23 protein-coding genes are annotated in these 23,759 nt (G+C 73.9%); 17 read left to right on the forward strand and 6 right to left on the reverse strand.

Annotation, left to right across the window (positions count from 1 at the left end):
- Nucleotides 1-356: phosphoribosylformylglycinamidine synthase subunit PurQ (locus tag ACGF4C_RS32665; protein WP_393571209.1), on the reverse strand; the 356-nt coding region annotated here is incomplete at its 3' end.
- Nucleotides 353-607 (reverse strand): phosphoribosylformylglycinamidine synthase subunit PurS, encoded by a 255-nt coding sequence (gene purS, locus ACGF4C_RS32670; RefSeq protein ID WP_393571211.1) that lies wholly within the window; start codon nucleotides 605-607, stop codon nucleotides 353-355. The genes purS and ACGF4C_RS32665, both read right to left, overlap by 4 nt.
- A gap of 356 nt (nucleotides 608-963) precedes the next feature.
- Between purS and ACGF4C_RS32675 the strand changes: the two genes are divergently transcribed.
- From ACGF4C_RS32675 to purM, 14 genes are all read left to right on the forward strand, one after another.
- Nucleotides 964-2,343, forward strand: coding sequence for a flavin-containing monooxygenase (locus tag ACGF4C_RS32675; protein ID WP_393571213.1), 1,380 nt, complete (start codon nucleotides 964-966; stop codon nucleotides 2,341-2,343).
- Entirely contained in the window at nucleotides 2,340-3,218 is an 879-nt protein-coding gene (locus tag ACGF4C_RS32680; protein ID WP_393571215.1) for a hypothetical protein, read from the forward strand. The genes ACGF4C_RS32675 and ACGF4C_RS32680 overlap by 4 nt, the downstream gene beginning before the upstream one ends.
- Nucleotides 3,215-3,745, forward strand: coding sequence for a hypothetical protein (locus tag ACGF4C_RS32685; protein WP_393571217.1), 531 nt, complete (start codon nucleotides 3,215-3,217; stop codon nucleotides 3,743-3,745). The genes ACGF4C_RS32680 and ACGF4C_RS32685 overlap by 4 nt, the downstream gene beginning before the upstream one ends.
- Complete coding sequence (gene purF, locus ACGF4C_RS32690; RefSeq protein ID WP_393571219.1) at nucleotides 3,742-5,217, forward strand: amidophosphoribosyltransferase; 1,476 nt, start codon at nucleotides 3,742-3,744, stop codon at nucleotides 5,215-5,217. The genes ACGF4C_RS32685 and purF overlap by 4 nt, the downstream gene beginning before the upstream one ends.
- 11 nt (nucleotides 5,218-5,228) lie before the next feature.
- The gene (locus tag ACGF4C_RS32695) at nucleotides 5,229-7,028 is read left to right on the forward strand and encodes a fatty acyl-AMP ligase (protein ID WP_393571221.1); all 1,800 of its coding nucleotides are present in this window, start codon (nucleotides 5,229-5,231) and stop codon (nucleotides 7,026-7,028) included.
- A complete protein-coding gene (locus ACGF4C_RS32700) occupies nucleotides 7,025-7,300 on the forward strand; it encodes an acyl carrier protein (protein ID WP_393571223.1) in 276 nt (91 codons plus the stop codon). The genes ACGF4C_RS32695 and ACGF4C_RS32700 overlap by 4 nt, the downstream gene beginning before the upstream one ends.
- A 2-nt stretch (nucleotides 7,301-7,302) precedes the next feature.
- Nucleotides 7,303-7,614, forward strand: a complete 312-nt coding sequence (locus ACGF4C_RS32705) for a DUF6506 family protein (RefSeq protein WP_393571225.1) — start codon at nucleotides 7,303-7,305, stop codon at nucleotides 7,612-7,614.
- A 98-nt stretch (nucleotides 7,615-7,712) separates the two neighbouring features.
- Nucleotides 7,713-8,885 (forward strand): cytochrome P450, encoded by a 1,173-nt coding sequence (locus tag ACGF4C_RS32710; RefSeq protein WP_201810001.1) that lies wholly within the window; start codon nucleotides 7,713-7,715, stop codon nucleotides 8,883-8,885.
- A gap of 15 nt (nucleotides 8,886-8,900) precedes the next feature.
- A complete protein-coding gene (locus ACGF4C_RS32715; protein WP_030416146.1) occupies nucleotides 8,901-9,911 on the forward strand; it encodes a 3-oxoacyl-ACP synthase III family protein in 1,011 nt (336 codons plus the stop codon).
- On the forward strand, nucleotides 9,908-10,651 hold the full coding sequence (locus tag ACGF4C_RS32720) for a glycosyltransferase family A protein (protein ID WP_393571228.1): 744 nt from the start codon (nucleotides 9,908-9,910) through the stop codon (nucleotides 10,649-10,651). Before ACGF4C_RS32715 ends, ACGF4C_RS32720 begins: the two co-directional genes overlap by 4 nt.
- On the forward strand, nucleotides 10,648-11,838 hold the full coding sequence (locus tag ACGF4C_RS32725; RefSeq protein WP_393571230.1) for a cytochrome P450: 1,191 nt from the start codon (nucleotides 10,648-10,650) through the stop codon (nucleotides 11,836-11,838). Before ACGF4C_RS32720 ends, ACGF4C_RS32725 begins: the two co-directional genes overlap by 4 nt.
- The gene (locus tag ACGF4C_RS32730; RefSeq protein ID WP_393571232.1) at nucleotides 11,835-13,403 is read left to right on the forward strand and encodes a class I adenylate-forming enzyme family protein; all 1,569 of its coding nucleotides are present in this window, start codon (nucleotides 11,835-11,837) and stop codon (nucleotides 13,401-13,403) included. The genes ACGF4C_RS32725 and ACGF4C_RS32730 overlap by 4 nt, the downstream gene beginning before the upstream one ends.
- Nucleotides 13,400-14,287 carry an NAD-dependent epimerase/dehydratase family protein gene (locus ACGF4C_RS32735; protein WP_393571234.1) on the forward strand — a complete coding sequence of 296 codons (888 nt, stop codon included), beginning with the start codon at nucleotides 13,400-13,402 and terminating at the stop codon, nucleotides 14,285-14,287. Before ACGF4C_RS32730 ends, ACGF4C_RS32735 begins: the two co-directional genes overlap by 4 nt.
- A 46-nt stretch (nucleotides 14,288-14,333) precedes the next feature.
- The gene (gene purM, locus ACGF4C_RS32740; protein ID WP_393571236.1) at nucleotides 14,334-15,404 is read left to right on the forward strand and encodes a phosphoribosylformylglycinamidine cyclo-ligase; all 1,071 of its coding nucleotides are present in this window, start codon (nucleotides 14,334-14,336) and stop codon (nucleotides 15,402-15,404) included.
- On the opposite strand, the gene ACGF4C_RS32745 is transcribed toward purM, so the two are convergent.
- Nucleotides 15,389-16,672: an exo-beta-N-acetylmuramidase NamZ domain-containing protein gene (locus tag ACGF4C_RS32745; RefSeq protein ID WP_393571238.1), complete on the reverse strand. Its 1,284-nt coding sequence runs from the start codon at nucleotides 16,670-16,672 to the stop codon at nucleotides 15,389-15,391. The genes purM and ACGF4C_RS32745 overlap by 16 nt on opposite strands.
- A gap of 173 nt (nucleotides 16,673-16,845) precedes the next feature.
- Here ACGF4C_RS32745 and ACGF4C_RS32750 point away from each other — a divergent pair, with 173 nt between their 5' ends.
- Genes ACGF4C_RS32750 through ACGF4C_RS32760 form a run of 3 tightly spaced genes read left to right on the forward strand, consistent with a single transcriptional unit; the run spans nucleotide 16,846 to nucleotide 19,921 of the window.
- A complete protein-coding gene (locus ACGF4C_RS32750) occupies nucleotides 16,846-17,619 on the forward strand; it encodes an SDR family oxidoreductase (RefSeq protein ID WP_393571240.1) in 774 nt (257 codons plus the stop codon).
- Nucleotides 17,616-19,277 carry an AMP-binding protein gene (locus ACGF4C_RS32755; protein WP_393571242.1) on the forward strand — a complete coding sequence of 554 codons (1,662 nt, stop codon included), beginning with the start codon at nucleotides 17,616-17,618 and terminating at the stop codon, nucleotides 19,275-19,277. Before ACGF4C_RS32750 ends, ACGF4C_RS32755 begins: the two co-directional genes overlap by 4 nt.
- A gap of 26 nt (nucleotides 19,278-19,303) precedes the next feature.
- Nucleotides 19,304-19,921, forward strand: coding sequence for a TetR/AcrR family transcriptional regulator (locus ACGF4C_RS32760; protein WP_362148522.1), 618 nt, complete (start codon nucleotides 19,304-19,306; stop codon nucleotides 19,919-19,921).
- Nucleotides 19,922-20,111: 190 nt separating this feature from the next.
- Here ACGF4C_RS32760 and ACGF4C_RS32765 read toward each other — a convergent pair whose 3' ends face one another.
- From ACGF4C_RS32765 to ACGF4C_RS32775, 3 genes are all read right to left on the reverse strand, one after another.
- Nucleotides 20,112-21,326 (reverse strand): acyl-CoA dehydrogenase family protein, encoded by a 1,215-nt coding sequence (locus tag ACGF4C_RS32765; RefSeq protein ID WP_393571245.1) that lies wholly within the window; start codon nucleotides 21,324-21,326, stop codon nucleotides 20,112-20,114.
- Between the two features lie 4 nt (nucleotides 21,327-21,330).
- Nucleotides 21,331-22,383, reverse strand: coding sequence for a phosphotransferase family protein (locus ACGF4C_RS32770; protein ID WP_393571247.1), 1,053 nt, complete (start codon nucleotides 22,381-22,383; stop codon nucleotides 21,331-21,333).
- A 407-nt stretch (nucleotides 22,384-22,790) separates the two neighbouring features.
- A complete protein-coding gene (locus ACGF4C_RS32775) occupies nucleotides 22,791-23,738 on the reverse strand; it encodes an MBL fold metallo-hydrolase (RefSeq protein ID WP_393571249.1) in 948 nt (315 codons plus the stop codon).
- Nucleotides 23,739-23,759: the final 21 nt, after the last annotated feature.

Genomic DNA, 23,759 nt, shown 5'->3' on the forward strand with positions numbered 1-23,759 from the left:
CGCAGCTTCTGGTCCCGGCAGATGAAGTGCAGATGGTTGTTGCGCAGCATCGCGCCCGGCAGCAGATGCGTCTCGGTCAGCACCTGGAACCCGTTACAGATACCCAGGACGGGAAGACCGGCCCGGGCGCCGGCGATCACCGACTCCATGACGGGTGAAAAGCGGGAAATGGCCCCGGCGCGCAGGTAATCGCCGTAGGAAAACCCGCCGGGCAGGACCACGGCGTCGACCTGCCCGAGGTCCTTGTCACGATGCCACAACGGCACCGCCTCGGCGCCCGCCAGAGCAACCGCGCGCCGGGTGTCGCGGTCATCGAGCGTGCCGGGGAAAGTGATCACACCCACGCGCGCGGTCATGACGGCTCGACCTTCACGGTGAAGTCCTCGATGACGGTGTTGGCCAGGAACGTCCCGGCCAGCTCTTCGATCCGGGCGAGGGCGGCGTCATCCACCGAGCCCTCCAGCTCCAGTTCGAAGCGCTTGCCCTGGCGGACATCGGCGATCGCGATGCCGTCGAAACCGAGGCGGGGCAGTGCGCGCTGCACCGCCTGCCCCTGCGGGTCGAGGATCTCCGGCTTGAGCATGACGTCGACCACGACGCGTGCCACTGGCACTCCTTCCGGTAAGGGTGTTGACGCAAAAGGGAGTTGATGGGTTCCACCGGAAGGAAAAAGTGACCTGTTTCACTTCGGAGTGCGGGGATTCGCGCCGGAGTGACGTACTGCACTCCGGCGCGAAGTCGTTCGGTCCCCTCGGTCCGGGCCCCCGTCCGGTCGGCTCCATTAGGGGGAAGCCGGGGCGCTGAAGTCAAGGTTGGACAGGAATCCCGCTGGTCGTTTGAAAGTCCTTGAAAGTGGCTGGAGTCGGCCCCGCGACTTGATGAAGTCTTGTTGGTACAGCAGCACCCTCACGGGCTTCGGAGGGAGCTGGCTACGCCGCACCATCGATGGGGGAATTCAGTTCCATGCCAGAACCACAAGTGGATCCACGGCCGGTCGCCGTCATCGGAGCGGGCCCTTCCGGGCTGGCCTCTCTCAAGAACCTCAGTGATCTCAACATTCCGTGTGTGGCGTACGAGGCCCACTCCGGCGTGGGCGGTATCTGGGACATCAGTAATCCGCGGAGTTCCGTCTATCAGAACACCCACACCATCACCTCCCGCGAGGTGACGGGTTATGCGGATCTGCCCATGGACCGCGGGCTTCCCGCCTATCCCCGGCACGATCAGGTGCACGGGTATCTGCGGCAGTACGCGGAGCGTTTCAACCTGCTGCCGCTCATCCGGTTCGACTCCGACGTCACGAAGGTGGAGCGGCTCTCGGACGGCTGGCGGGTCACCACCGCGGACGGGCACTCGGCCGAGCACCGCGCGCTGATCATCGCGAACGGCCACAACTGGCACCCCCATGTGCCGGCGTTCTCCGGGAAGTTCGACGGGGAGATCCTGCACAGCCGGGACTACACCAGCGCGGTTGGTCTCGCCGGCAAGCGGGTCCTGGTCATCGGTGCCGGGAACTCCGGCTGTGACATCGCGGTGGAAGCCGCCCAGGTCACCGATCACGTCGCGATCAGCATGCGCCGCGGCTACTACTTCTTCCCGAAATTCATCTTCGGAAAGCCCGCGGACCAGGTCTCCGAATCGAGCCAGAATCTGCGGCTGCCGGCCCCGGTGGCGCGGGCGGCGTACCGGACCATGCTGAAGCTGAGCATCGGCAGCCCCGATCAGTTCGGTCTGCCGAAGCCCGATCACGAGCCGCTGGAATCCCCGCCGATCGTGAACTCCCTGCTGCCGTACTACTGCGCGCACGGCCGGGTGAAGGTGCGTAAGGCCCCGGTGCGTTTCGACGGGAAGTTCGTCGAGTTCTCGGACGGTACGTCGGAGGAATTCGACACCATCATCATGGCGACCGGTTTCCGGATCCACATTCCGTTCGTCGATGAGGAGCACCTCGACTGGCACAAGGGCCGGCCGGACTTCTATCTGCTCGCGTTCTCGCCGCGCTACGACGACCTCTTCATCGCCGGAATGACCGACGGAACGGGCGGCCATTTCCCGACCGTCGAGCTGCAGTCGCGGGTCATCGCGAGCTATCTGGCGGCCCGGGAACGGGACCCGGAGGCGGCCCGCCGGTTCGACGAGCGCAAGCGGAGGCGGGACGTGGACATCACCGGCGGGATCAAGTTCCTGGACTCCCCGCGCAATCTCACCCAGTTCGAGCTCCTCACCTACCTGCGGGTGCTGCGCGACCACCTGTCGCTGCTGGGCGGCCGCGACACCACCTACGCCCAACGGCCCTCCCTGCTGGAGCAGGCGGCCGCGCTCTTCTCGGGAGGCCGCAAGTGAACGCCGTCGGCGCGGCGGTGCTGAGCGAGGTGCAGAAGGAGGTCCTCGACGAGGTGCTCGTCGGGGTGCCGTACAACAGCGCCTCCCAGTTCCACGAGTACTTCGGCACCCGGGCCGCCCCGCCGCGGTTCGGACAGTCCTGCGCCTGGCAGTCGTTCACGGCCGGCCGGCTGGTCGCCGAACGGTCCGGGATCACCGCCGAATACCCCATCGACGGGCGGCACGTGGCGGCCGTCTACCGGCGGGCGGAGGGCCTCGACATCCTCGACCCCTACCTGCTGCACGCCGAGCCGCTGCGGCTCGACCGTTCCGCCGCCAAGGACGGCGTCGTACAGCTGACCGTCGACGCCTACCCGTACCGGGTCAAGAAGGACGGCAGCCCGGCGCCCAGCCGGGTGCGGGCCACCTGGACGCTCGACGACGACGCGGTCCGCCTGGACTACCTGCGGTACAGCCCGCGGCGCGGGCACAACATCGCCTCGCGGTCGTTCGTGCTGCGCCCCGAGTCGCAGCTGGAGACCGTGCCGCCGGCCGCGGACTGGGTGCGTCCGCTGCTGGTCCACCCCGAGCAGCACAGCGTGTCCGTACGGGTGCTGCACCCGGTCACCCGGCAGATGGCGGAGCTGGTCCTGCCGCTCGCGGGGCGGCCCGCCGGGGTCGCCGAGGACAGCCTGCTGATGCTCACCAAGGACAACCAGGGCGCCGTCGCCACCCACGGCGACGCCCGCTTCCGGCGCGACCTGGAGGTCGTCGCGGACGCGGTCGGCGCACCGCAGGACGACGTGGTCGCCTTCCTCCTCGAAGCGGCCGCGATCCACCGCGCCGCGGCACCGGCCGGGCTGGTCCTGGCCCCGTACTCCCTGGAGGACGAGTGACCGCCCACGACGTGCGGGACGAGGGGCGGTCCCGCTCCTACTTCCTGGCCGGCACCATGCAGGGCGCGCGCACCGGCGCCGACCTCACCGATCAGTCCTACCGGCAACGGCTGACCGAGGCGCTGCGCGCCCGGCGCCCCGACGCGGTCATCCACGACCCGGGTGTGGTGATGGCCGAATGGCTCGCCGCGCACCCCGCGGACGTCCGCGCCGCGCACGCCGCACTGGCCGACCGCAAGGTCCTGCACCACGACGAACTCGCCAAGGAACTCCGCGAGTTGACCGACCTGTTCCACCGGCTCACCCGGCTGGCGGCGGACAGCGACGTCTGTGTGGCCTGGCTGCCCGGCCACGAGCCGAGCATGGGCACCGCCGCGGAGATGCTCTCCGCGCACCGCGCCGGCCGCACCGTCGTCGCCATCACGGACATGCGCCAGAACCTCGCGGTGCTGTCCTGCTCGACCGTGATCCTGCCGGACCTGGACGCCTTCACCGACTGGCTCGACGCGGGCGGTGACGCCTTATGACCGGGTCCCGGTACGACGCGGACAAGCCCCGCGAGGCCTGTGGCGTCGCGGGCGTCTGGGGGCCGTCCGGCCACCACGCCGCACTGGTACGGGAGATGCTCGTCGCCCTGCAGCACCGCGGCCAGGAGAGCGTCGGCATCGCCGTCGGCACCGGCGGCGCCCTGGTCGCCCGGCACGGCGCCGGCACCGTCGCCCAGGGAATGCCCGACCTCGACGGACTGCCGCACGGCCCGGTCGCGGTCGGTCACGTCCGCTACGCCACCCACGGCGCCCGGGACGGGCTGGCCGGCGCCCAGCCGGTCGTCCTGGACCGGCCGCCGCTGGCCCTGGCCCACAACGGCACCCTGGTCGACCCGCACACCGCGCCGGGCGCCGAGGCGATCGACCCGGCCCGGTGGGCCACCGACAGCGAGCTGATGGCCCACCTGCTGCTCGCCCGGCGTGCCGCGGAGGGCATCGACACCTCGGCCGCCCTGCACGCGGTGCTGCCCGGGCTGACCGGCGCCTACGCCCTGGTCCTGTCCGACGGCGCGCAGCTGTACGGCGTGCGTGACCCGCACGGCTTCCGGCCGCTGGCCCTCGGCCGGCGCGGCGACGCCTGGCTGCTGGCCTCCGAGACCGCGGCGATCACCACCGTCGGCGGCGAGGTGGTCCGCGAGCTGGAGCCGGGCGAGGTGCTCACCATCGGCCCGCACGGCACCGCGAGCAGCCGGGTGCCGGTGCCGGACGCCAAGACCGCGGCCTGCCTCTTCGAGTACGTCTACTTCGCGCGGGCCGATTCGGCCCTCGCCGGGCGCAGCGTCTACCAGGCGCGCTACCGGGCCGGCCAGGCGCTCGCCGACTACGCGCCGGTGACCGGGTCGCCGCGCCCGGTCGTCGTCGCCACCCCGGAGACGGCACGGGTGGCCGCCGACGGCTACGCCGAGCGGGCCGGACTGCGGGTCGTCCAGGGCCTGTTGCGGCCCGGGGCGGTCGGCCGCAGCTTCATCGCGGGCGACCCGGCCGCCCGGGAGACCACCGTGCGCCGCAAGCTCGCCCCGGTCGCCGCCGCGGTCGCCGGGCAGCGGGTGGTGCTGGTGGACGACTCGCTCGTCCGGGGCACCACCATGCGCACCGTCACCGGACTGCTGCGCAAGGCCGGGGCCGTGGAGGTGCACCTGCGGGTGGCCTCCCCGCCGTACCGGTGGCCGTGCTTCTACGGCATCGACACCGGACGGCCCGAGGAACTGCTCGCCGCCCAACTCCCGATCACCGAGCTGGCCGGGCAACTGGGCTGCGACAGCGTGGCGTTCCTCTCGCTGGACCGGCTCCTGGAGGCGGCCGGCGGGGACCCCTCCGGCTACTGCACCGCCTGCCTGACCGGCCGCTATCCGACCGCGATTCCCGCCGGTGCGCTCGCCGCCCCGGCCGCCCGGCCGCAGCCGGGAACCCGATCCGGCACCGCCCTCGCGTCCCGAGGCACCGTCGAATGAGGAGCACAGCAGTGAACACCCCAATGGAGGCGACCACGACCACGGCGCCGGGCCCCGGCCGGGAGCCCCGCACCCTCGTCGAGGCGCTGCTCGCCCGCGCCGCGGGCCCCGACGCGGACCGGCCGGTGGTCACCGCCCTCGACGCGTCCGGCGACACCGTCGAGGCCCTGACCCCGGTCGAACTCGACCTGCGTGCCCGCCGGTTGGCGGCCGCACTGCGCGAGGCCGGCACCGCCGGCGACCGCGTCATCGTGCCCGCGCTGCCCGGACTCGACTTCCACATCGGCTTCCTGGGCTGCCTGTACGCCGGGATGATCGCCGTGCCGGTGCCCGCGTTCCGCACCGCCGCCCGGGGCGGCACCACCACCCGCGCCGAGCGGCTGTCGGCGATCTGCGGCGACTGCGACCCGTGCGCCGTCCTCGTCTCCACCCAGGAGGACGCCGACGAGGCCGACACCGCACTGCTGCCCGGTGTGCGGTGGATCGCCGTCCGCCGGCCGGACCGCCCCGAGCCCGAAGGGGCCGCGCTGCCCGACCCGGTCGCGCTCGACCCGGCGACCACGGCGCTGCTCCAGTACACCTCCGGCTCCACCGGCGACCCGCGCGGCGTCGTCGTCCGGCACGGCAACCTCGTCGCCAACCAGATCGCGATGCGCGACGCCTGCGAGGTGGAGCCCACCACCACCATCGTCAGCTGGCTGCCGTTCTTCCACGACATGGGCCTGTGCACCGCGGTGGTGCTGCCCCTGGTGTCCGGCGCGGCCACCGTCACCATGGAGCCGGCCACCTTCGTCCGCGACCCGCGGGTGTGGCTGCGCGCCATCGCCGCGGAGGACGACGTCTTCACCGCCGCGCCCGACTTCGCGTACGACATGTGCGTCAACCGGGTGCCCGCGGAGGAGCGCGCCGCCCTCGACCTGTCCACCTGGCGGGTCGCGGTCAACGGCTCCGAGCCGGTACGGGCGGCCACCCAGCGGCGGTTCGCCGAGGCGTTCCGGCTGAGCTTCTTCCGCGAGGAGGTCTTCTCGCCCGGCTTCGGGCTCGCCGAGTGCACCCTCCTGGTGAGCGTGAGCCCGTCCCTGGAACCGGTGGTGGCCACGTACTACGACCGGGAGGCACTGGCCGAGGGCAAGGCCGTGCCGACCGCCGACACCGCCGCGGGCGTGGAACTCGTCGGCTGCGGCCCGGTGGCGGACGGCATCCGCGTCGCCGTGGTCGACCCCGCCACCCGCCAGGCGCTCGCCGACCGCGTGGTCGGCGAGATCTGGGTCGACTCGCCCGGCAACTGCGGGGGCTACTGGGGCCGGGAAGCGGAGTCCGCGGACACCTTCGCGGCCCGCCTGGCCGGCACCGAGGACGGCACCGGCCCGGCCTACGTACGCACCGGGGACCTCGGATTCGTCGACGGCGGCCAGCTGTTCATCACCGGCCGCATCAAGGACGTGCTGATCATCGGCGGGGAGAACTACTTCCCGCAGGACGCCGAGGCCGTCGCGGTCGCCGCCCACCCCGCCTTCGCCCAGCAGCGGGCCGCCGCCTGGCCGCTCCACGAGGACGACCGGGGCGTGGCCGTGGTGGTGGAGACCACCGTGCGCGACCCGGAGGTGCTCGCCACCGCCGTCCGCGCGGCCGGTATCGCGGTGGCCAAGGTGCTGCCGACCGCGGTCAGCGTCTACGCCGTACCGCGCAACAAGGTGCCCCGCACCACCAGCGGGAAGATCCGCCGGCGCGCCTGCGCCGAGCAGATGAGGTCGGGCCAGCTGCCGCCGCTGGCCCAGTGGTCCAGCAAGCGGAAGGACGGTGCGTCATGAACGTCATTGAGGAGATCACCCCGGAGCTGGTCGTCGAGCGGCTGCGCCGGGTGCTGGCCGAGATGCTGGAGATGGCGCCCGCCGACCTCGACGCGGACGTCCCGCTCAGCGCCTTCGGCATCGACTCCATGACGAGTTCGGTGCTCCTCGGCGACCTGCAGAAGTGGTGCGGCGCCGAGCTGCGCACGGAGGCGTCGCTGGGCGGACTGAGCCTGGCCGAAGCGGCCGACCTGGTCGTGGCGGAGCTGCAGCACGCGCGGAAGGAGGGCTGAGCATGGCCCTGGACGCCTTCGGGTTCCTCTTCACCGGACGCGGGCTCGACCCCGACCGCGACCGCTCCGTCATCGAACGGGACGGCTTCCGAGCCGTCATGGTCGGCATGGCGGACCCGTCCCGGGCGCCGGAGATCGCCGCCCGGCTCGTCGACGAGGGCATCCAGCTCATCGAACTGTGCGGCGGTTTCGGCCCCGTGTGGACGGTCCGGGTCATCGAGGCCACCAAGTCCCGTGTCCCGGTCGGCTCGGTCGGCTACGGCCCCGAGTCGATCGACGGCATGGCAGCGCTCTTCCCACCGCAGGCAGGCTGATCCCGCAGCCTGCCCCCCGACGGGCCCCCTCCCTCCCCCGTACGGGAGGGAGCCCGGCGGGCCCCGGCCGTTCCCCCGACACCACGAGAGGGACCACCATGAACCGCGCCGGACTCCACGAGCTGCGCGTGCTGGCCGCCAGCCGCCCCGCCCTCCCGCTGCTGCTGCACGCCGGCCGGCTGGCCCGGCCCCTGACGTACGTCCCGAAGCTGGGCTGGCTGACCGCCGACGCGGCGACCGCCCGGTCCGTGCTCGTCGACCAGAAGCACTTCACCGTCCTCGACCGTGGCGGCGTCGGCCGGCTGTGGGCCCAGCTCCTGGGCGGCTGGGTCGAGGATCTCTTCGACGGCGAGGGGCACCGGGCCCTGCGCGCCGGCACCCGCGAGCTGTTCGGCGAGACCGCGGCCCGCGAGCTGGTCGACCGCACCATCGGCGCCCGGCTCGTCGAGGCCCGGGTCCAGCTCGCCGCGGGCCGGCCCCTCGACGTCGCCGCCCTCGGCCGGGCCGTCGTCGGCCGCATCGTGACCGAGCTGCTCCGCGTCCCGGTCACCGGCACCGACGACGCCGCCTACGAGAAGGTCTTCGCCACCGCCCGCCAACTCGCCGCGCTGTCCGTCGAAGCGGCCGGCGGCGGCGAGCTCACCGAGGCGACCGTGGCCCGCGGCCGGGGCATCGTCGCGCGGCTCACCGGGCACGTCGAGGGCCGCTGGGCCACCGAGCCCGCCGACCACCTCATCGGCCGCTGCCGCGAGGTCGGGCTGAACGCCCGGCAGACCGCCGGCATGGCCGCTCTCGTGGGCGTGGCCGCCACCGAGACCGCCGCCAGCGCGATCACCAGAACCGTCGCGCTGCTGCACGACACCGGCGAGCAGCACGCCCTCCTGGCGTCCCCGCAGCGGGTCCCGGAGGCGGTCCGCGAGGGGCTGCGGGTGACCGCACCGGCCCCGGTCATCGGCCGGACCGTACGCAGCCAGGTGCGGCTGGCCGGCCGCACCCTGAAGGCCGGCGACCGGATCACGCTGCTCAACTACACCGCCAACAGCCTCACCGGCGGGTTCCGGCTCGGCCGGCCCGCCGAACCCGCCAACCGCCAGCTGTGGTTCGGCGCCGGCCGCCACCACTGCCTCGGCTCCGCCATCGCCCAGGCCGAGATCGGCCGGACCCTGGAGACCCTGACCGCGGTGGGGCGGCCCTGGCGGATCACCGAGCGCCGCTACAGCCGCCGCGTGGTCATCCCCTCGTACGACCGGCTGACCGTGACCCTCGTCTGACGGGAGACCAGCACCATGCCCCAGATCCACGCACGGCTGGCCGGTGTGGCCGTCCACCTGCCCGAGACCCTGCGCTCCACGACGGACACCGAGCACCTGGTGGCCGCCGCGAGCACCGGATTCCGCCCGCCGCCCGGCCTCGTGCGGCGGCTGACCGGCGTCGAGCGGCTGCACGTCATGCCCGACGACTGGCAGGCGTCCGACCTCGCGGCCGCCGCGGCCCGCAAACTCCTCGCCGAGACCGGCACCGACGCCGGCACCATCGACCTGCTGCTCTTCGCCGCGGCCAGCCAGGACATGATCGAGCCGGCCACCTCGCACATGGTCGCCGACCGCCTCGGCCTGCGCTGCCCCGTCTTCGACGTCAAGAACGCCTGCAACAGCGTGCTCAACGCGCTGGAGACCGCCCATGCGCTGATCGCCCAGGGCTCCTACCGACGGATCCTGATCGCCGGCGGTGAATCGCCCTCCCGCGCCGTCCGCTGGGCGGTGCCGGACCTGCGCACCTACCTCGCGTCGATCCCCGGCTACACCCTCTCCGACGCGGGCGCCGCGCTGCTCGTCGAGGCGTCCGCGGAGCCCGGCATCCTCGGCTGCGGCTTCACCGCCGACTCCGCCTCCTGGAACGTCGGCACCCTCGCGTCCGGCGGCTCGGCCCACCCCCGCGGCGACGAGCACACCTACTTCCGGCTCGACGGCGTGGGCCTGCGCCGCGCCTTCGAGCGGCTCGGCCCGAAGATCCTCGACGACACCCTGGAGCGGCTCGGCGTCCGCTGGCAGGACATGGCGGCCATCTGCGTCCACCAGGTCTCCAAGCCCTATCTGGACCAGCTCGCCGAACGGTTCGGGCTGCCCCCCGACAAGATCCCGCTCACCGTCACCGAACACGGCAACGCGGCCTCCGCCAGCCTGCCGCTGCAGCTCGTCCGCGCCCGGGAGAGCGGCCGGGCCGGCGTCGGCGACCTGGTGGCCCTGGTCGGGCTCGCCGGCGGCATCAGCATGGGAGTGAGCGTGATCCGGCTGTGAGGCTCTGGGCGGTGGTACCCGCCTACAACGAGGCCCTGGGCATCACCGCGACGCTGCGGGCGCTCGCGGCCCAGACCGACCGGGACTTCTCCCTCGTGATCGTCGACAACGACTCCACGGACGGCACCGCGGACGTCGTACGGTCCTTCGGCTTCCCCGGCGGGCTGCACCTCGTGCACGAGACCCGCAAGGGCACCGGCGCGGCCGCCGACACCGGGATGCGCCACGCCATCGCGCACGGCGCCACCCACCTGGCCCGCACCGACGCCGACTGCCTGCCCGCGCCCGACTGGACCGCCCGGGTCCGGGCCGGCTTCGACGCCGGACTGGAACTGATCGCCGGCCGGCTGCGGCCCCGCACCGACGAGGCGCCGCTGCCCCCGCTGCGGCGCGCCGCCCTGGTCACCGCGACCGAAGTGGCCGCGCTCTTCGGCCGCTTCCGGCCCGGCAACCGCGGCCCCGGCTACCTCGGCCCGTACGTGATGGCGCCCGGCTGCAACATGGCGATCACCGCGGACCTGTACGAACGCGCCGGCGGCTTCCCGCGCACCGCCATCGAGGAGGTCCACGAGGACCGCGCCCTGGTCAACGCGGTCCGCCGGCTGACCACCGCGTACGGCACCCGGCGCGACGTGCAGGTGGCCGGCTCGGCCCGCCGGGTGCACGCCTGGGGCCTGCGCCGCACCCTCGGCTGGTACGCGGACCACCGCTACCGCCCCGAGGTGGTGGACATCCGGTGACGACCACCACCACGGCGGCGCCGCCCGCCACCTGGGAGCGCTGGGAACACCGGGTGCAGACCGCCGCCCATCCGGTCGCCTACCGGCTGCTGCGCGCCATTGCCGCCCGCGGCCCGGTCGTCCGGGTGCCGCGGGTCGGCGTCGTGGTCAGCGACGCCGCGCTGGCCCGCGACGTCCTCTGCGACACCGAGCACTTCACCAAGACCGGGCCCGGCTCACCGTCCGACCTGTGGACGCCGGTGCTCGGCCCGTCGGTGCTGCTCAACATGGAGGGCCCCGACCACGCGGCGCTCCGCCGCCGGCTGTCCGGGCTCTTCACCCCCGGCTACGTCACGGCCCTGTGCGCCCGGGTGCTGGCGCAGCCGCTCGATGCGCTGACCGGCCGGCTGCGCGCCGGCGAACAGGTCGACCTGGTCCGGGTCGCGCAGATCTGCGCCGGCGCCGCGATCTGCGCGATCGTCGGGATGCCCGCGGAGCCCGGCCGGTTCGGCGGGGCGCACGCCGAGGCGTCCGAGGTGACGAGGTCGGTACGGCTGTGGCGCTCCGGCATGACGGGCCCTCAGGTGGCGCGGGCGCGCGAGGTGCTGGGCCGGCTGACCGCCTCGGCGGTGACCGCCTACCGGCAGGGCGGCGAGACGACCCTGCCCGGCCGGCTGCGGGAACTGGGCCTGACCGAGCAGGAGGCCCGCGGGGCCGTCGGCGCCTTCCTGCTCACCGGCACCGAGACCCTGGTCTCGTTCATCCCGCGGCTGATCGCCCTCGGCCACGACACCGGCCGGCTCGACCGGCTCGCGGACCCCGCCGCCGACCCCGACCCGGTGATCGAGGAGGCCCTGCGGATCACCGTGCCCTCCCCCGTGATGCTGCGCAGCGTCGCCCGCGCCGCACGGATCGGCGGCGTCCCCGTCGCGCCCGGCGACCGGGTCGTGGTGGCCACCCTGCTGTGCGCGCGGGCCCACGGGCCGTTCGCCCCCGAGCGGCCGCACCCGCCGGAACTGCGCCGGCTCTGGTTCGGCGCCGGCCCGCACTTCTGCCTCGGCATGCCGCTGGCCATGGCGCAGATCCGCGCGGTGCTGGCCGCCGCGCTCGCCGCCGGACCGGTCACCGTCACCGGCCGCCGCCCGGCCCGGAACGTCCTGATCCCGGGCTACGCCCGGCTGAACATCGAGCTCAGGAGCGCCAGTTGACCGACACCCGGCCCGCGGCGGACGACCGGACCGATCTGCTCACCGCCTTCTTCGACACCGCCGACCGGCGCGCCGGCGCGCCCGCCCTCACCGGCCCCGACGGCCGCACCCTCGGCTACCGCGAACTGGCCCGCGCCGTCCTCACCACGGCACGCGGGCTGCGCGCGGCCGGGATGGCGGCGGGGGAGCGGATGCTGTTCTCCGTGCGGCCGGGACCGGACGGCGTGGTGCTGGCGCTGGGCGTGATCGCCGCCGGTGGCACCGTGGTCTTCGCCGACCCCGGCGCCGGCCCCGAACTCTTCGCCGCCCGCCGCGAACTGGCGCAGCCGCGCTGGGCCGCCGCCGAGTCCCTGCTGTACGCGGTGGCCCGCTACGGCCGCCCGCTGGCGCGGCGGCGCGGACTGCTGCTGCCGCACTACCACCGGCTCGGCCTGCGGCACGTCCACACCGGCCGACGGCTGCCCGGCGTCCCCGCCGGCGCGCTGTCCGCCCGCCGGCTCGCCGCCGGCCCCGCCCCGGCCGACCGCCCCGGACCGGCGCCCGGACAGGAGGCGCTGATCGTCTTCACCTCCGGCACGACACAGGCGCCCCGGGCCGTGGTCCACACCCGCGGCTCGCTCGGCGCCGGCCTGGTCGGCTGCGGCTCCGCGCTGGAGATGAGTGACGGCGATGTGCTGCACACCGACCAGTTGATGATGGGCATCCCCGCCCTGGTCGCCGGGGCGCACTGGACCATGCCGCCGTACGGCTTCGCGCCCGCCGCCGACCCCGGACGGTTCACCCGCGGACTGGCCGGCGCCACCCACGCGTTCTGCGTCCCGGCCGACCTGCCCGCGGTGCTCGACGCCGTCGAACGGGGCGAGGCGGCACTGCCCGCCCCGCTGCGGCACCTCGTCCTCGGAGGCGCACCCGTCCTGCCCGGCCTGCTGCGCCGGGCCGGCCACGTCCTGCCGCGGGTCCGCTTCCTCGCCGTGTACGGCATGACCGAGATCGTGCCGGTCGCGGTCGCCACCGGAGAAGCCAAGCTCGCCCACCGGGGCCCCGGCGACCTGCTCGGCACCCCCCTGCCGGGGGTCCGGGTGCGCACCGCACCGGACGGCGAACTGCTGGTGTCCGGGCCCAACCTGTGCCGCGGCTACCTCGGCGAGCCACCGATGACCGAACACGCCACCGGCGACCTCGCCCGGCTGGCGGACGGCGAACTGGTCCTGCTCGGCCGGAAGAAGGACATGCTCATCCGCGGCCGCACCAACATCTACCCCGGGCTCTACGAACCGGCCGTCGCCGCCCTGCCCGGCGTCGCCGACGCGGTCATCGTCGGCGTCCCGGACGCCTACGGCGACGAGCGCGTCGTTCTGGCCGTCGTGCCCGAACAGCCCACGGTCGGAAGGGAGTTGCTCGCCGGGGCCGTCCGCTCCCGGCTGCCCGCCCTGATCGACGCGGCCGCGCTGCCGGACGAGGTGGTCGTCCTCGACCGCATTCCGGTCACCGGCCGCACCCGCAAACCGGACCGCGCCGCGCTGCGCGACCTGCTGGGCGACCGGACGGCGGGGGCGGCCCGATGAGGATCGCCGTGACCGGCGCCCGCGGCTTCGTGGGCGGCGCCGTCTGCCGGGCCGCGACCGCCGCGGGCTGGACCGTGCACGCCCTCACCCGCGCCGACTGGGACCTCTGCGACGGGGTGTGGGCCGACGCCCCCGAGGTGGACGCGGTCGTGCACGCGGCCGCCGCCGTCCGCGACTGGGGCGCGCCCGGGCCCGTCTGGCACGCCAACCTCACCGGCACCCGGAACGTGGCCGCGTCCTTCCCCGGCGCCCGGCTGGTGCACATCTCGACGGCCAGCGTGTACGACCCGTTCCGGCCGACCGTCCTCGGCCACGAGACCGAGGCCCCGGTCCGCCGCTACCTCACCCCGTACGCCGCCTCCAAGGCCGCCGCCGAACTGGCCCTGCGCGGCCGCCCGGACACCGTCGTGCTGCGCCCGCACGCCGTCTACGGACCGGGCGACCGGACGCTGCTGCCCCGGGTGCTGGGCGCCGTCCGCGGCGGCCGGCTGTGGCTGCCGGGCGACGGCACCGCCCTGCAGTCGCTCACCCACATCGACCAGCTGACCGCGGCCGCGCTACTGGCCTGCGACCGCGACACCCGGCCCGGCACCTACAACATCGCCGACGCGGCCCCCGTCCCCATCGGTGAGGCGCTGCGGGCCCTGCTCGCCGCCCGCGGCCTGACGGTACGGCTGCGCACGGTGCCCACCGCCGTGGCGTCCGCCGCCGCGGCGACCGCCGAAACGGCCTGGCGGCTGGCGGGACGCTCCGCACCGCCGCGGCTCACCCGCTACGCGCTCAGCCACCTCGCCGTGGAACGCACCCTGGCGCTCGGCGCCGCCCGCCGCGGCCTCGGCTTCCGCCCGGGACCGACCTCCTTCAACGGCGCGGCGTCATGGTGACCCGTACGGCGACAGACCGGATCAACTCCTCGAAAGGCGGGCGTCCATGAGCCCTCGCACCGGAGCCAGCTACGCCTCGGCGGGCGTCGACATCGAAGCCGGCGACCGCGCCGTGACGCTGATGAAGCAGTGGGTGAGGAAGACCGCCCGCCCCGAAGTCGTCGGGGGCCTCGGCGGGTTCGCCGGCCTCTTCGACGCCTCGGCGCTGAAGGGCTACGCCCGTCCGCTGCTCGCCTCGGCCACCGACGGCGTCGGCACCAAGGTCGACCTCGCCCGCGCCCTGGGCGTCCACCACACCATCGGCCACGACCTCGTCGCGATGGTGATGGACGACATCGTCGTCTGCGGCGCCGAACCGCTCTTCCTGACCGACTACCTCTGCGTCGGCAAGGTCCACCCCGAGCGGGTCGCGGAGATCGTCAAGGGCATCGCCGAGGGCTGCGTGCTGGCCGGCTGCGCGCTGATCGGCGGCGAGACCGCCGAACACCCGGGCCTGCTCGGCGCGGACGAGTTCGACCTGGCCGGCGCCGGCACGGGCGTCGTCGAGGCGGACCGGCTGCTGGGCGCGGAGCGCCTCCGTACCGGCGACGCGGTGATCGCGATGGCCTCGTCGGGCCTGCACGCCAACGGCTACTCCCTGGTCCGCCACGTCCTGCTCGACCGGGCCGGCCTGCGCCTGGACCAGCACCTCGCCGAACTGGGCCGCACCCTGGGCGAGGAACTGCTCGAACCCACCCGGATCTACGCCGCCGCCTGCCTGGCGCTGACCCGGGCCACCGAGGTCCACGCCTTCGCGCACATCACCGGCGGCGGACTGGCGGGCAACCTCGCCCGGGTCGTCCCGGACGGGCTGCACGCCACCGTCGAACGCGCCACCTGGACACCGGGCCCGGTCTTCGGCCTGGTCGCCACGGCCGGCCAGGTCGAGCGCCGGGAACTGGAGCGGACCCTGAACATGGGCGTCGGGATGATCGCCGTCGTCCCGCCGGAGTCCGTGACCACGGCGCTGGCCACGCTCGCCGACCACGGGGTGGACGCCTGGGTCGGCGGGGAGATCGCCGAGCGCGGCGACCGCACCACCGGCGCGGAACTCGTCGGCGACTACGCCGGCGGATAACGCAGGTAACGAGCCCGCACCGCACGGAACTTCGCCAGCCCGGCCTGCCAGGCGGCGACGATCTCGTCCGGGCCCGCGCCCGCGTCGATCATCGTCCGCACGGTCGCCGAACCGGTCAGCCGGTCGATGCCGTGGTCCGGCCGCCACGCGAAACCGCCCCAGACCCGTTTCGCCGTGACCAGCAGACCGACGCCGGTGCGCACCGGGTCGAAGGCGGCCCGGTCGTGCACATGGAGCTGCACCCCGCCGACGGTCTTCCCCTGGAACTTGGAGAAGGTGGGCGCGAAGTACGCCTCCCTGAAGTGCACGCCGGGCAGGCCGAGTTCGGTGGCGGCCGCGGCCCAGCGCCGGTCGATGCCGTCCGCGCCGAGGAGTTCGAAGGGGCGGGTGGTGCCGCGGCCCTCGGAGAGGTTGGTGCCCTCGAAGAGGCAGGTGCCCGCGTAGACCAGCGCGGTGTCCGGGGTGGGCATGTTGGGGCTCGGGGGGACCCAGGGCAGGCCCGTCGCGTCGTAGAAGTCGCCGCGGTGCCAGCCGCTCATCCGCACGGTGGCGAGCTCCACCGCCCGGCCGGCCGCCTGCGGGACGAACTCGCCGTTGAAGAGCAGGGCGAGTTCGGCCACCGTCAGGCCGTGCGCCTGCGCGATCGGCTCGCGGCCGACGAACGAGGCGTACGCCTTGTCCAGCACCGGCCCGGCGGCAAAGCGGCCGGTGACCGGGTTGGGCCGGTCCAGCACCACGAAGCGCTTGCCGGCGAGGACGGCCGCCACCATGCAGTCGTAGAGCGTCCAGATGTAGGTGTAGAAGCGGGCGCCGACGTCCTGGATGTCGAAGACGACGGTGTCCACACCGGAGGCGGTGAAGATGTCCGCGAGTTCCCGGCCGCTCTTGTTGTACGTGTCGTAGACCGGCAGCCCGGTGGCCGGGTCGTCGTAGCGGCCCTCGGACCCGCCGGCCTGCGCGGTGCCCCGGAAGCCGTGCTCGGGCCCGAAGACCGCGGTCAGCCGGACCTGCGGGTCGGCGTGCATCACGTCCACGATGTGCCGCAGCTCGGTCGTGACGCCGGTGGGGTTGGTGATGACGCCGACCTTTTCGCCTTCCAGGAGCCGGTAGCCGTCCGCGGCCAGCCGCGCGAAACCGGTCCGCACCCGCCGGCCGCCCCGGTCCGGGCCGGCCGCCGCCCGCGCGGGCGCCGCGGCGGCGGTCAGGGCCGCACCGGCCGCGCCGGTCGCCGCCAGATGTCCGAGCAGAACGCGCCTCGACAGAGCCATCCGCACACCTCCGTGATCGCAGGAAGCCAACCCGTACGTGCGGTGCGCACGCTAACGCGCCGGGCCGCGTCCGGGAACGGGACGGGCCGACCGGAAACCGACTCTTCCGCTCCCACATACCGACTGGTTAGTCTGCCTGTCAGTCGATCCGCGCGACCGAGGGAGACACCGCAGTGGAAGCCGTACGGGACAAGGCCGTCGTCGTGACCGGGGCGGGCGGGGGGATCGGCGCGGCGCTGGCCCGCCGGTTCGCCGCCGAAGGCGCCCGGGTCGTGGTCAACGACCTGGACGAGGCCAAGGCCAAGGGGACCGCCGCGGAGATCGGGGCGATCACGGTCGCCGGGGACGCCTCCGGCATCGTCCCGGCCGCCCGCGAAGCACTCGGCGGCACCATCGACATCTTCTGCGCCAACGCCGGCGTCGGCACCGGCGGCGGCCCCGACGCGCCCGAGGACGACTGGGCGCTGGCCTGGGACGTCAACGTCATGGCGCACGTCCGGGCGGCCCGCGAACTGGTACCGGAATGGCTGGCCCGCGGCAGCGGCCGCTTCGTCTCCACCGTCTCCGCGGCCGGCCTGCTCACCATGGTTGCCGCCGCCCCGTACAGCGTCACCAAGCACGGCGCCTACGCCTTCGCCGAATGGCTCTCGCTCACCTACCGGCACCGCGGGATCGCGGTGCACGCCATCTGTCCGCAGGGCGTACGCACCGACATGCTGGCCGCCACCGGAGCGGCCGGGGACCTGGTGCTCACGCCCACCGCCGTCGAGCCCGACGCGGTCGCCGACGCGCTGTGCGAGGCCATCGAGCAGGACCGGTTCCTGGTCCTGCCGCACCCGGAGGTCGCGGACTACTACACCGCCCGGGCCACCGACCCCGACCGCTGGCTGACCGCGATGAACCACCTCCAGCAGAAGCTGGAACAGCGCGAAGGGGGCGCCCGGTGACCTCGTACCACGACAAGCCCTGGCTGGCCCTGCTCACCGACGCCCAGCGCGGCCCGGTCCAGCCGCCGCCCTCCGTCCTGCACGCCTTCCGCGCCGCCGCCCGCAAGGCCCCCGACCGCACCGCGCTCGCCTACTTCGACGGCCGGCTGTCCTACGCCGGGACCGACGCGCTCTCCGACGGCATCGCCGCCCATCTCGCCGACCGCGGCTTCCGGCCCGGCGACCGCGCCGCGATCATGCTGCAGAACACCCCGCAGTTCGTCCTCGCCCTGCTCGGCGTCTGGAAGGCCGGCGGGGTCGTGGTGCCGGTCAACCCCATGTACAAGTCCGCCGAACTGCGGCACGTCCTGGACGACGCCGAGGTCACCGCCGTGATCTGCGCCGACCGCACCTGGGACGGCTTCCTGCGCACCACCGCCGCCGCCGCGCCCTCCGTACGCCTGGCGCTGACCACCTCCGAGCGGGAACTGCAGACCCGCGACGACACCCGGGTGCTGCGCGGGGCGCCGCTCGGGCCGCAGGAGGGCGCCGACGACCTGCTGACCGTCGCCCGCGCCGCCACCGGGCGCGCCGCACCGCCGGCCGGCCCCGGTCCGGCCGCCGACGACATCGCGCTGATCAGCTACACCTCCGGCACCAGCGGCACGCCCAAGGGCGCCACCAACACCCATGGCAACCTCACCTACAACGCCGAACGCCAGCGCACCGGCCACGGACTGCCCGAAGGCACCACGTACTTCGCGCTCGCCCCGCTCTTCCACATCACCGGCATGGTCTGCGAACTCGCCACCTGCTTCGCAGGCGCCGGCACCCTGGCGCTCGCCTACCGCTTCGAGGCCGGCGTCGTCCTGGACGCCTTCCTGGAGCACCGCCCCGCCTACACGGTCGGCCCCTCCACCGCCTACATGGCACTGATGGCCCACCCGGACGTCACCCGCGACCACTTCGCATCCTTCGCGATCATGTCGTCCGGCGGCGCGCCATTGCCGCCCGCCCTCGTCGAGAAGTTCCGCACCGCCTTCGGCCCGTACCTCCACAACGGCTACGGCCTGACCGAGTGCACCGCGCCGTGCGCCAGCGTGCCGCCCGGCCGGGAAGCGCCGGTGGACAAGGTCTCCGGGACACTCGCGGTCGGTGTGCCGGGCCCGGACACCGTCGTGCGGATCGTCGACGACCACGGCGCGGACCTGCCGTTCGGCGAACCGGGCGAGATCGCGGTCCGCGGACCCCAGGTCGTCCCCGGCTACTGGCGCCGCCCGGACGCCACCGCCGAGGCCCTCCCGGACGGCGAACTGCGCACCGGCGACATCGGCTTCATGGACACCGACGGCTGGCTCTACGTCGTCGACCGCAAGAAGGACATGATCAACGCCTCCGGCTTCAAGGTGTGGCCGCGCGAGGTCGAGGACGTCCTCTACGGCCACCCGGCGGTGCGCGAGGCGGCGGTGGTCGGGGTGCCCGACGCCTACCGCGGCGAGTCGGTCAAGGCGTACGTGAGCCTGCGTCCGGGGGCCGACGTGCCGCCCGCCGAGCTGGCCGCGTACTGCAAGGAACGGCTCGCGGCGTACAAATATCCCCGTGAGGTGGAGGTCCTGACCGAGCTCCCCAAGACCACGAGTGGCAAGATCCTCCGACGGGAGCTGCGCCACCGCGCATGACGTACGACGAAGGACAGGTGAGGGCGATGGCCGGCACGAAGGACGGCACCGGCAACGGCAACGGCAACGGCAGCACGAAGCCGGTGGCGCGGCGGCTGCTGGCCACCGCCACCAGGCTCTTCGCGGAGCAGGGCTACGACCGCACCTCCGTCCAGGAGATCGTGGACGCGGCGGGCGTCACCAAGGGCGCCCTCTACCACTACTTCGGCTCCAAGGACGACCTGCTGCACGAGGTCTACGGCCGGGTGCTGCGGCTCCAGCAGGAGCGGCTGGACCACTTCGCCGACGCCGACGCCCCGGTCGAGCAGCGCCTGCGCGACGCCGCCGCCGACGTCGTCGTCACCACCATCGAGAACCTCGACGACACCAAGATCTTCTTCCGGTCGATGCACCACCTCGGCCCGGAGAAGGACAAGCAGGTACGCGCCGAACGCCGGCGCTACCACGAACGGTTCCGCGCCCTGATCGAGGAGGGCCAGCGCTCCGGCGTCTTCGCCGCCGACATCCCCGCCGACCTCGTCGTCGACTACCACTTCGGCTCCGTCCACCACCTCGGCACCTGGTACCGCGAGAACGGCCCCCTCACCCCCCAACAGGTCGCCGACCACCTGGCCGACCTGCTGCTCCGGGCACTACGGCCGTAACGGCGGCGCGCCCCGCCACGGACCACCCCGCCACGGAATACCCGCCACCCCCACCGGCGTTGTCGGCCCCGAGGGGGCGCTCGCGACCCCTACGGGATCTGTTCGACGCCCCCCTACGGGACCCGCCGGCCCCCCCAGGCCGGCTACCGGGCGGCGGCCGCCCCCGTCCCCGCGCCCGCCGCCCCGCCCCTTACAGGTACCGCTTCAACTCCCGCCGGGCCAGCGACCGCTGATGGACCTCGTCCGGGCCGTCCGCCAGGCGCAGGGTGCGGGCCGCGGCCCACAGTTCGGCCAGCGGGAAGTCCTGGCTCACCCCGCCCGCGCCGTACAGCTGGACGGCCTTGTCGAGGATGTCGACGACCGTGCGCGGCGTGGCGATCTTGATGGCCTGGATCTCGGTGTGCGCGCCCTTGTTGCCGACGGTGTCCATCAGCCAGGCGGTCTTCAGCACCAGCAGCCGCAGCTGCTCCACCGCCACCCGGGCGTCGGCGATCCACTCCTGGACCACGCCCTGCTGGGCCAGCGGCTTGCCGAACGCCGTACGGGCCACCGCCCGCTCACACATCAGCTCGATGGCCCGCTCGGCCATGCCGATCAGCCGCATGCAGTGGTGGATCCGGCCGGGGCCGAGCCGGGCCTGGGCGATGCCGAAGCCACCGCCCTCCTCGCCGATCAGATGGCCCACCGGCACCCGTACGTCGTGGAAGACCACCTCGGCGTGCCCGCCGTGGTAGTGGTCCTCGTAGCCGTAGACCTGCATGGCGCGCTTCACCTCCACACCGGGGGTGTCGCGCGGCACCAGGACCATCGACTGCTGGCGGCGCAGGTCCGCGCCGTCCGGGTCGGTCTTGCCCATCACGATGAAGATCTGGCACAGCGGGTTCATCGCCCCGGAGATGTACCACTTGCGGCCGTTGATGACATAGTCGTCGCCGTCCCGCTCGATGCGCGTGGTGATGTTGGTGGCGTCCGACGAGGCCACCTCCGGCTCGGTCATCGCGAACGCCGACCGGATCTCGCCGGCCAGCAGCGGCTCCAGCCACTGCTTCTTCTGCGCCTCGTCGCCGAACTGCGCCAGCACCTCCATGTTGCCGGTGTCCGGCGCCGCGCAGTTCAGCGCGGTCGGTGCCAGCTGCGGGCTGCGGCCGGTGATCTCGGCCAGCGGCGCGTACTGGAGGTTGGTCAGCCCGGCGCCGTACTCCTCGTCCGGGAGGAACAGGTTCCACAGCCCCTGCCGGCGGGCCTCGGCCTTCAGTTCCTCGACGACCGCGGGGGTGTCCCACGGCGAGGCGAGGGCTTCCCGCTGCTCGTGGGCGGTCCGCTCGGCCGGGAGGACGTGCTCGTCCATGAACGTCAGCAGCCGCGTGCGCAGCTCCTCGGTCCGGGCGTCGAATGCGAAGTCCATGGGCTCAGCCTTCCTTGAGGGTGGTCAGTCCGCGGTCGATGAAGACGGGCACGAGCTCGCCGATCCGGTCGAAACCGGCACCGACGGTCTGGCCGAGGGTGAAGCGGTAGTGGATGCCTTCGAGGATCACCGCGAGCTTGAACCAGGCGAACGCGGTGTACCAGGCGATGGCCGAGGTGTCCCGGCCCGAGCGGGCCGCGTAGCGCTCGATCAGCTCGGCGGGGGAGGGGTGGCCCGGGGCGCCGCTGGTCGTGCTCACCGGGGACTCGGGCAGACCCAGGTCCGAGCTGTACATCGCCAGCAGGCCGAGGTCGGTCAGCGGATCGCCGAGCGTGGACATCTCCCAGTCCAGTACGGCCTCGATGGTGTCGTCGGCGCCGACCAGGACGTTGTCCAGCCGGTAGTCGCCGTGCACGACGGCCGGCGCGGGGGAGGCGGGCAGCGCCCGGCCGAGCGCCTCGTGCAGCTCGTCGATCCCGGCCAGCTCACGGTTCTTCGACGCGGCCAACTGCTTGCCCCAGCGCCGCAGTTGACGCTCCAGGAAGCCGTCCGGGCGGCCGAAGTCGCCCAGCCCCGCCGCCTCCGGGTCCACGGCGTGCAGCTCCACCAGCGTGTCCACGAGCGACAGCACCACGGCCCGGGTGCGTTCCGGGCCGAGCGGCGCCAGCTGGGCGGCGGTGCGGTACGGCGTGCCCTCGACCAGCTCCATCACGTAGAACGGGGCGCCGATCACCGACTCGTCCTCGCACAGCAGCAGCGTCCCGGGCACCGGCACCGGCGTCGGGTGCAGCGCGCTGATCACCCGGTGCTCGCGCCGCATGTCGTGCGCGGTGGCCAGGACGTGGCCGAGCGGCGGCCGGCGGACGACCCAGCGGGCGGCGCCGTCGGTGACCCGGTAGGTGAGGTTGGACCGCCCGCCCTCGATCAGCTCCGCCCGCAGCGGGCCGCCGGCCAGCCCGGGCCGCTCCCGGTCCAGATGCGCGCGCAACCGCGCCAGGTCGAGGCCGGGGGGATCCTCCCGGTCCGGGGCCGTGGGGGGAGGGGTGCCCTTGCTCATCGTGCTCCTCCGTGGGGAGTGGACGGTCCGACGGTCGATCGGTCGTGGCCCCGATCATGCCGACTAGTCGGTATGGCGTCCAGTGGCCGTACGTGGGGCGTCCGTCACGCACCGCTGGACGGGAAGGATTCCGGTCACTTCCGCGGCCACCGCCCCCAGGCGTGACCCGGCCACCCTCGGCCGCCGCCCCAGCCCGTGACCCGGCCACCCACGGCCGCCGCCCCAGCCCGTGGCCCGGCCACCCTCGGCCACCACCCCGCGCGCCCCCGGCCACCGCCTCAGGCACGACAGGCCCAACCGCGGCAGCCGCCTCATGCATGCCGGGCCAACCGCGACAGCCGCATCAGGCGTGACAGGTCCACCGCGACAGCCGCCACACGCATGCCAGGTCCACCGCGACGACCGCCTCAGGCGTGACAGGCCACCGGCACCCCGCCGTTCATCACCGTCATGTCGCCGAAGCCGACCAGCGGATCGAGCGGGGCACCCGGCGCCCCGCCCGCCAGCTCCGCGTACGCCCGGTGCAGATTGGCCACCAGCCGCTCCGACTCGGCCAGCTCCGCGAACGGGCCGAGATCCGCCCGCTGCGCCACCTCCAGCGGGGTACGGCCGGCCGCCCTGCCCTCCTGCGCCAGCTCGCCGACGAAGCGCAGATAGCGCTCGATGACGTCGTACACCTCGGGGCCGGCGACCGGGCCGTGCCCGGGGACGACGGTGACCGCGTCCAGCGAGCGCAGCAGCTCGACCGCCTCGAGCGAGCCGGTGAGCGAGCCCATGAACAGGAACGGGGTGCCGCCGTGGAAAACCAGGTCCCCGGCGAAGACGATGCGCTGCCGGGGCAGCCAGACCACGGTGTCCCCGGGCGTGTGCGCCACGCCGGGGTGGATCAGCCGCACCTCGGTGTCGCCGAGGTGCAGGGTGAGCTCGTCGGTGTAGGTGACGGTGGGCGGGGTGAGCCGGATGTCGCCGTACTCCACCTCCGGCCAGACGGCGTGCAGTTGGTGCCCGGCGGCCAGCAGCTCCCGGCGGCAGGCGGCGTGCCCGATGACGGTCGCTTCGGGCGCGAAGACACCGTTGCCGTAGGTGTGGTCGCCGTGGTGGTGGGTGTTGACCACGAAGCGGGGCGCCGGGGCGCCGCTCTCCTCGATCCGCCGGCGCAGCAGTCGGGCCCGCCGCTCGGTGGCGGCGGTGTCCACGAGGAGGGTGGTCCCGCCGTCGGTGAGGAACCCGGCGTTGTTCAGGCACCAGCCGCCGTCGGGCTGGATGAAGGCGTGCACCCCGCCCGCGAGTTCGGCCAGATACGGCTCCTCCGGCACGCTCCGCCCGGTCGTGGTCCGTTCCGCGGCTTCCGTCATGGGCTGCGCCTCCTGCTTCGA

It is taken from the genome of Streptomyces sp. NPDC048197, from assembly GCF_043202395.1.
Taxonomy (GTDB): domain Bacteria; phylum Actinomycetota; class Actinomycetes; order Streptomycetales; family Streptomycetaceae; genus Streptomyces; species Streptomyces siderophoricus.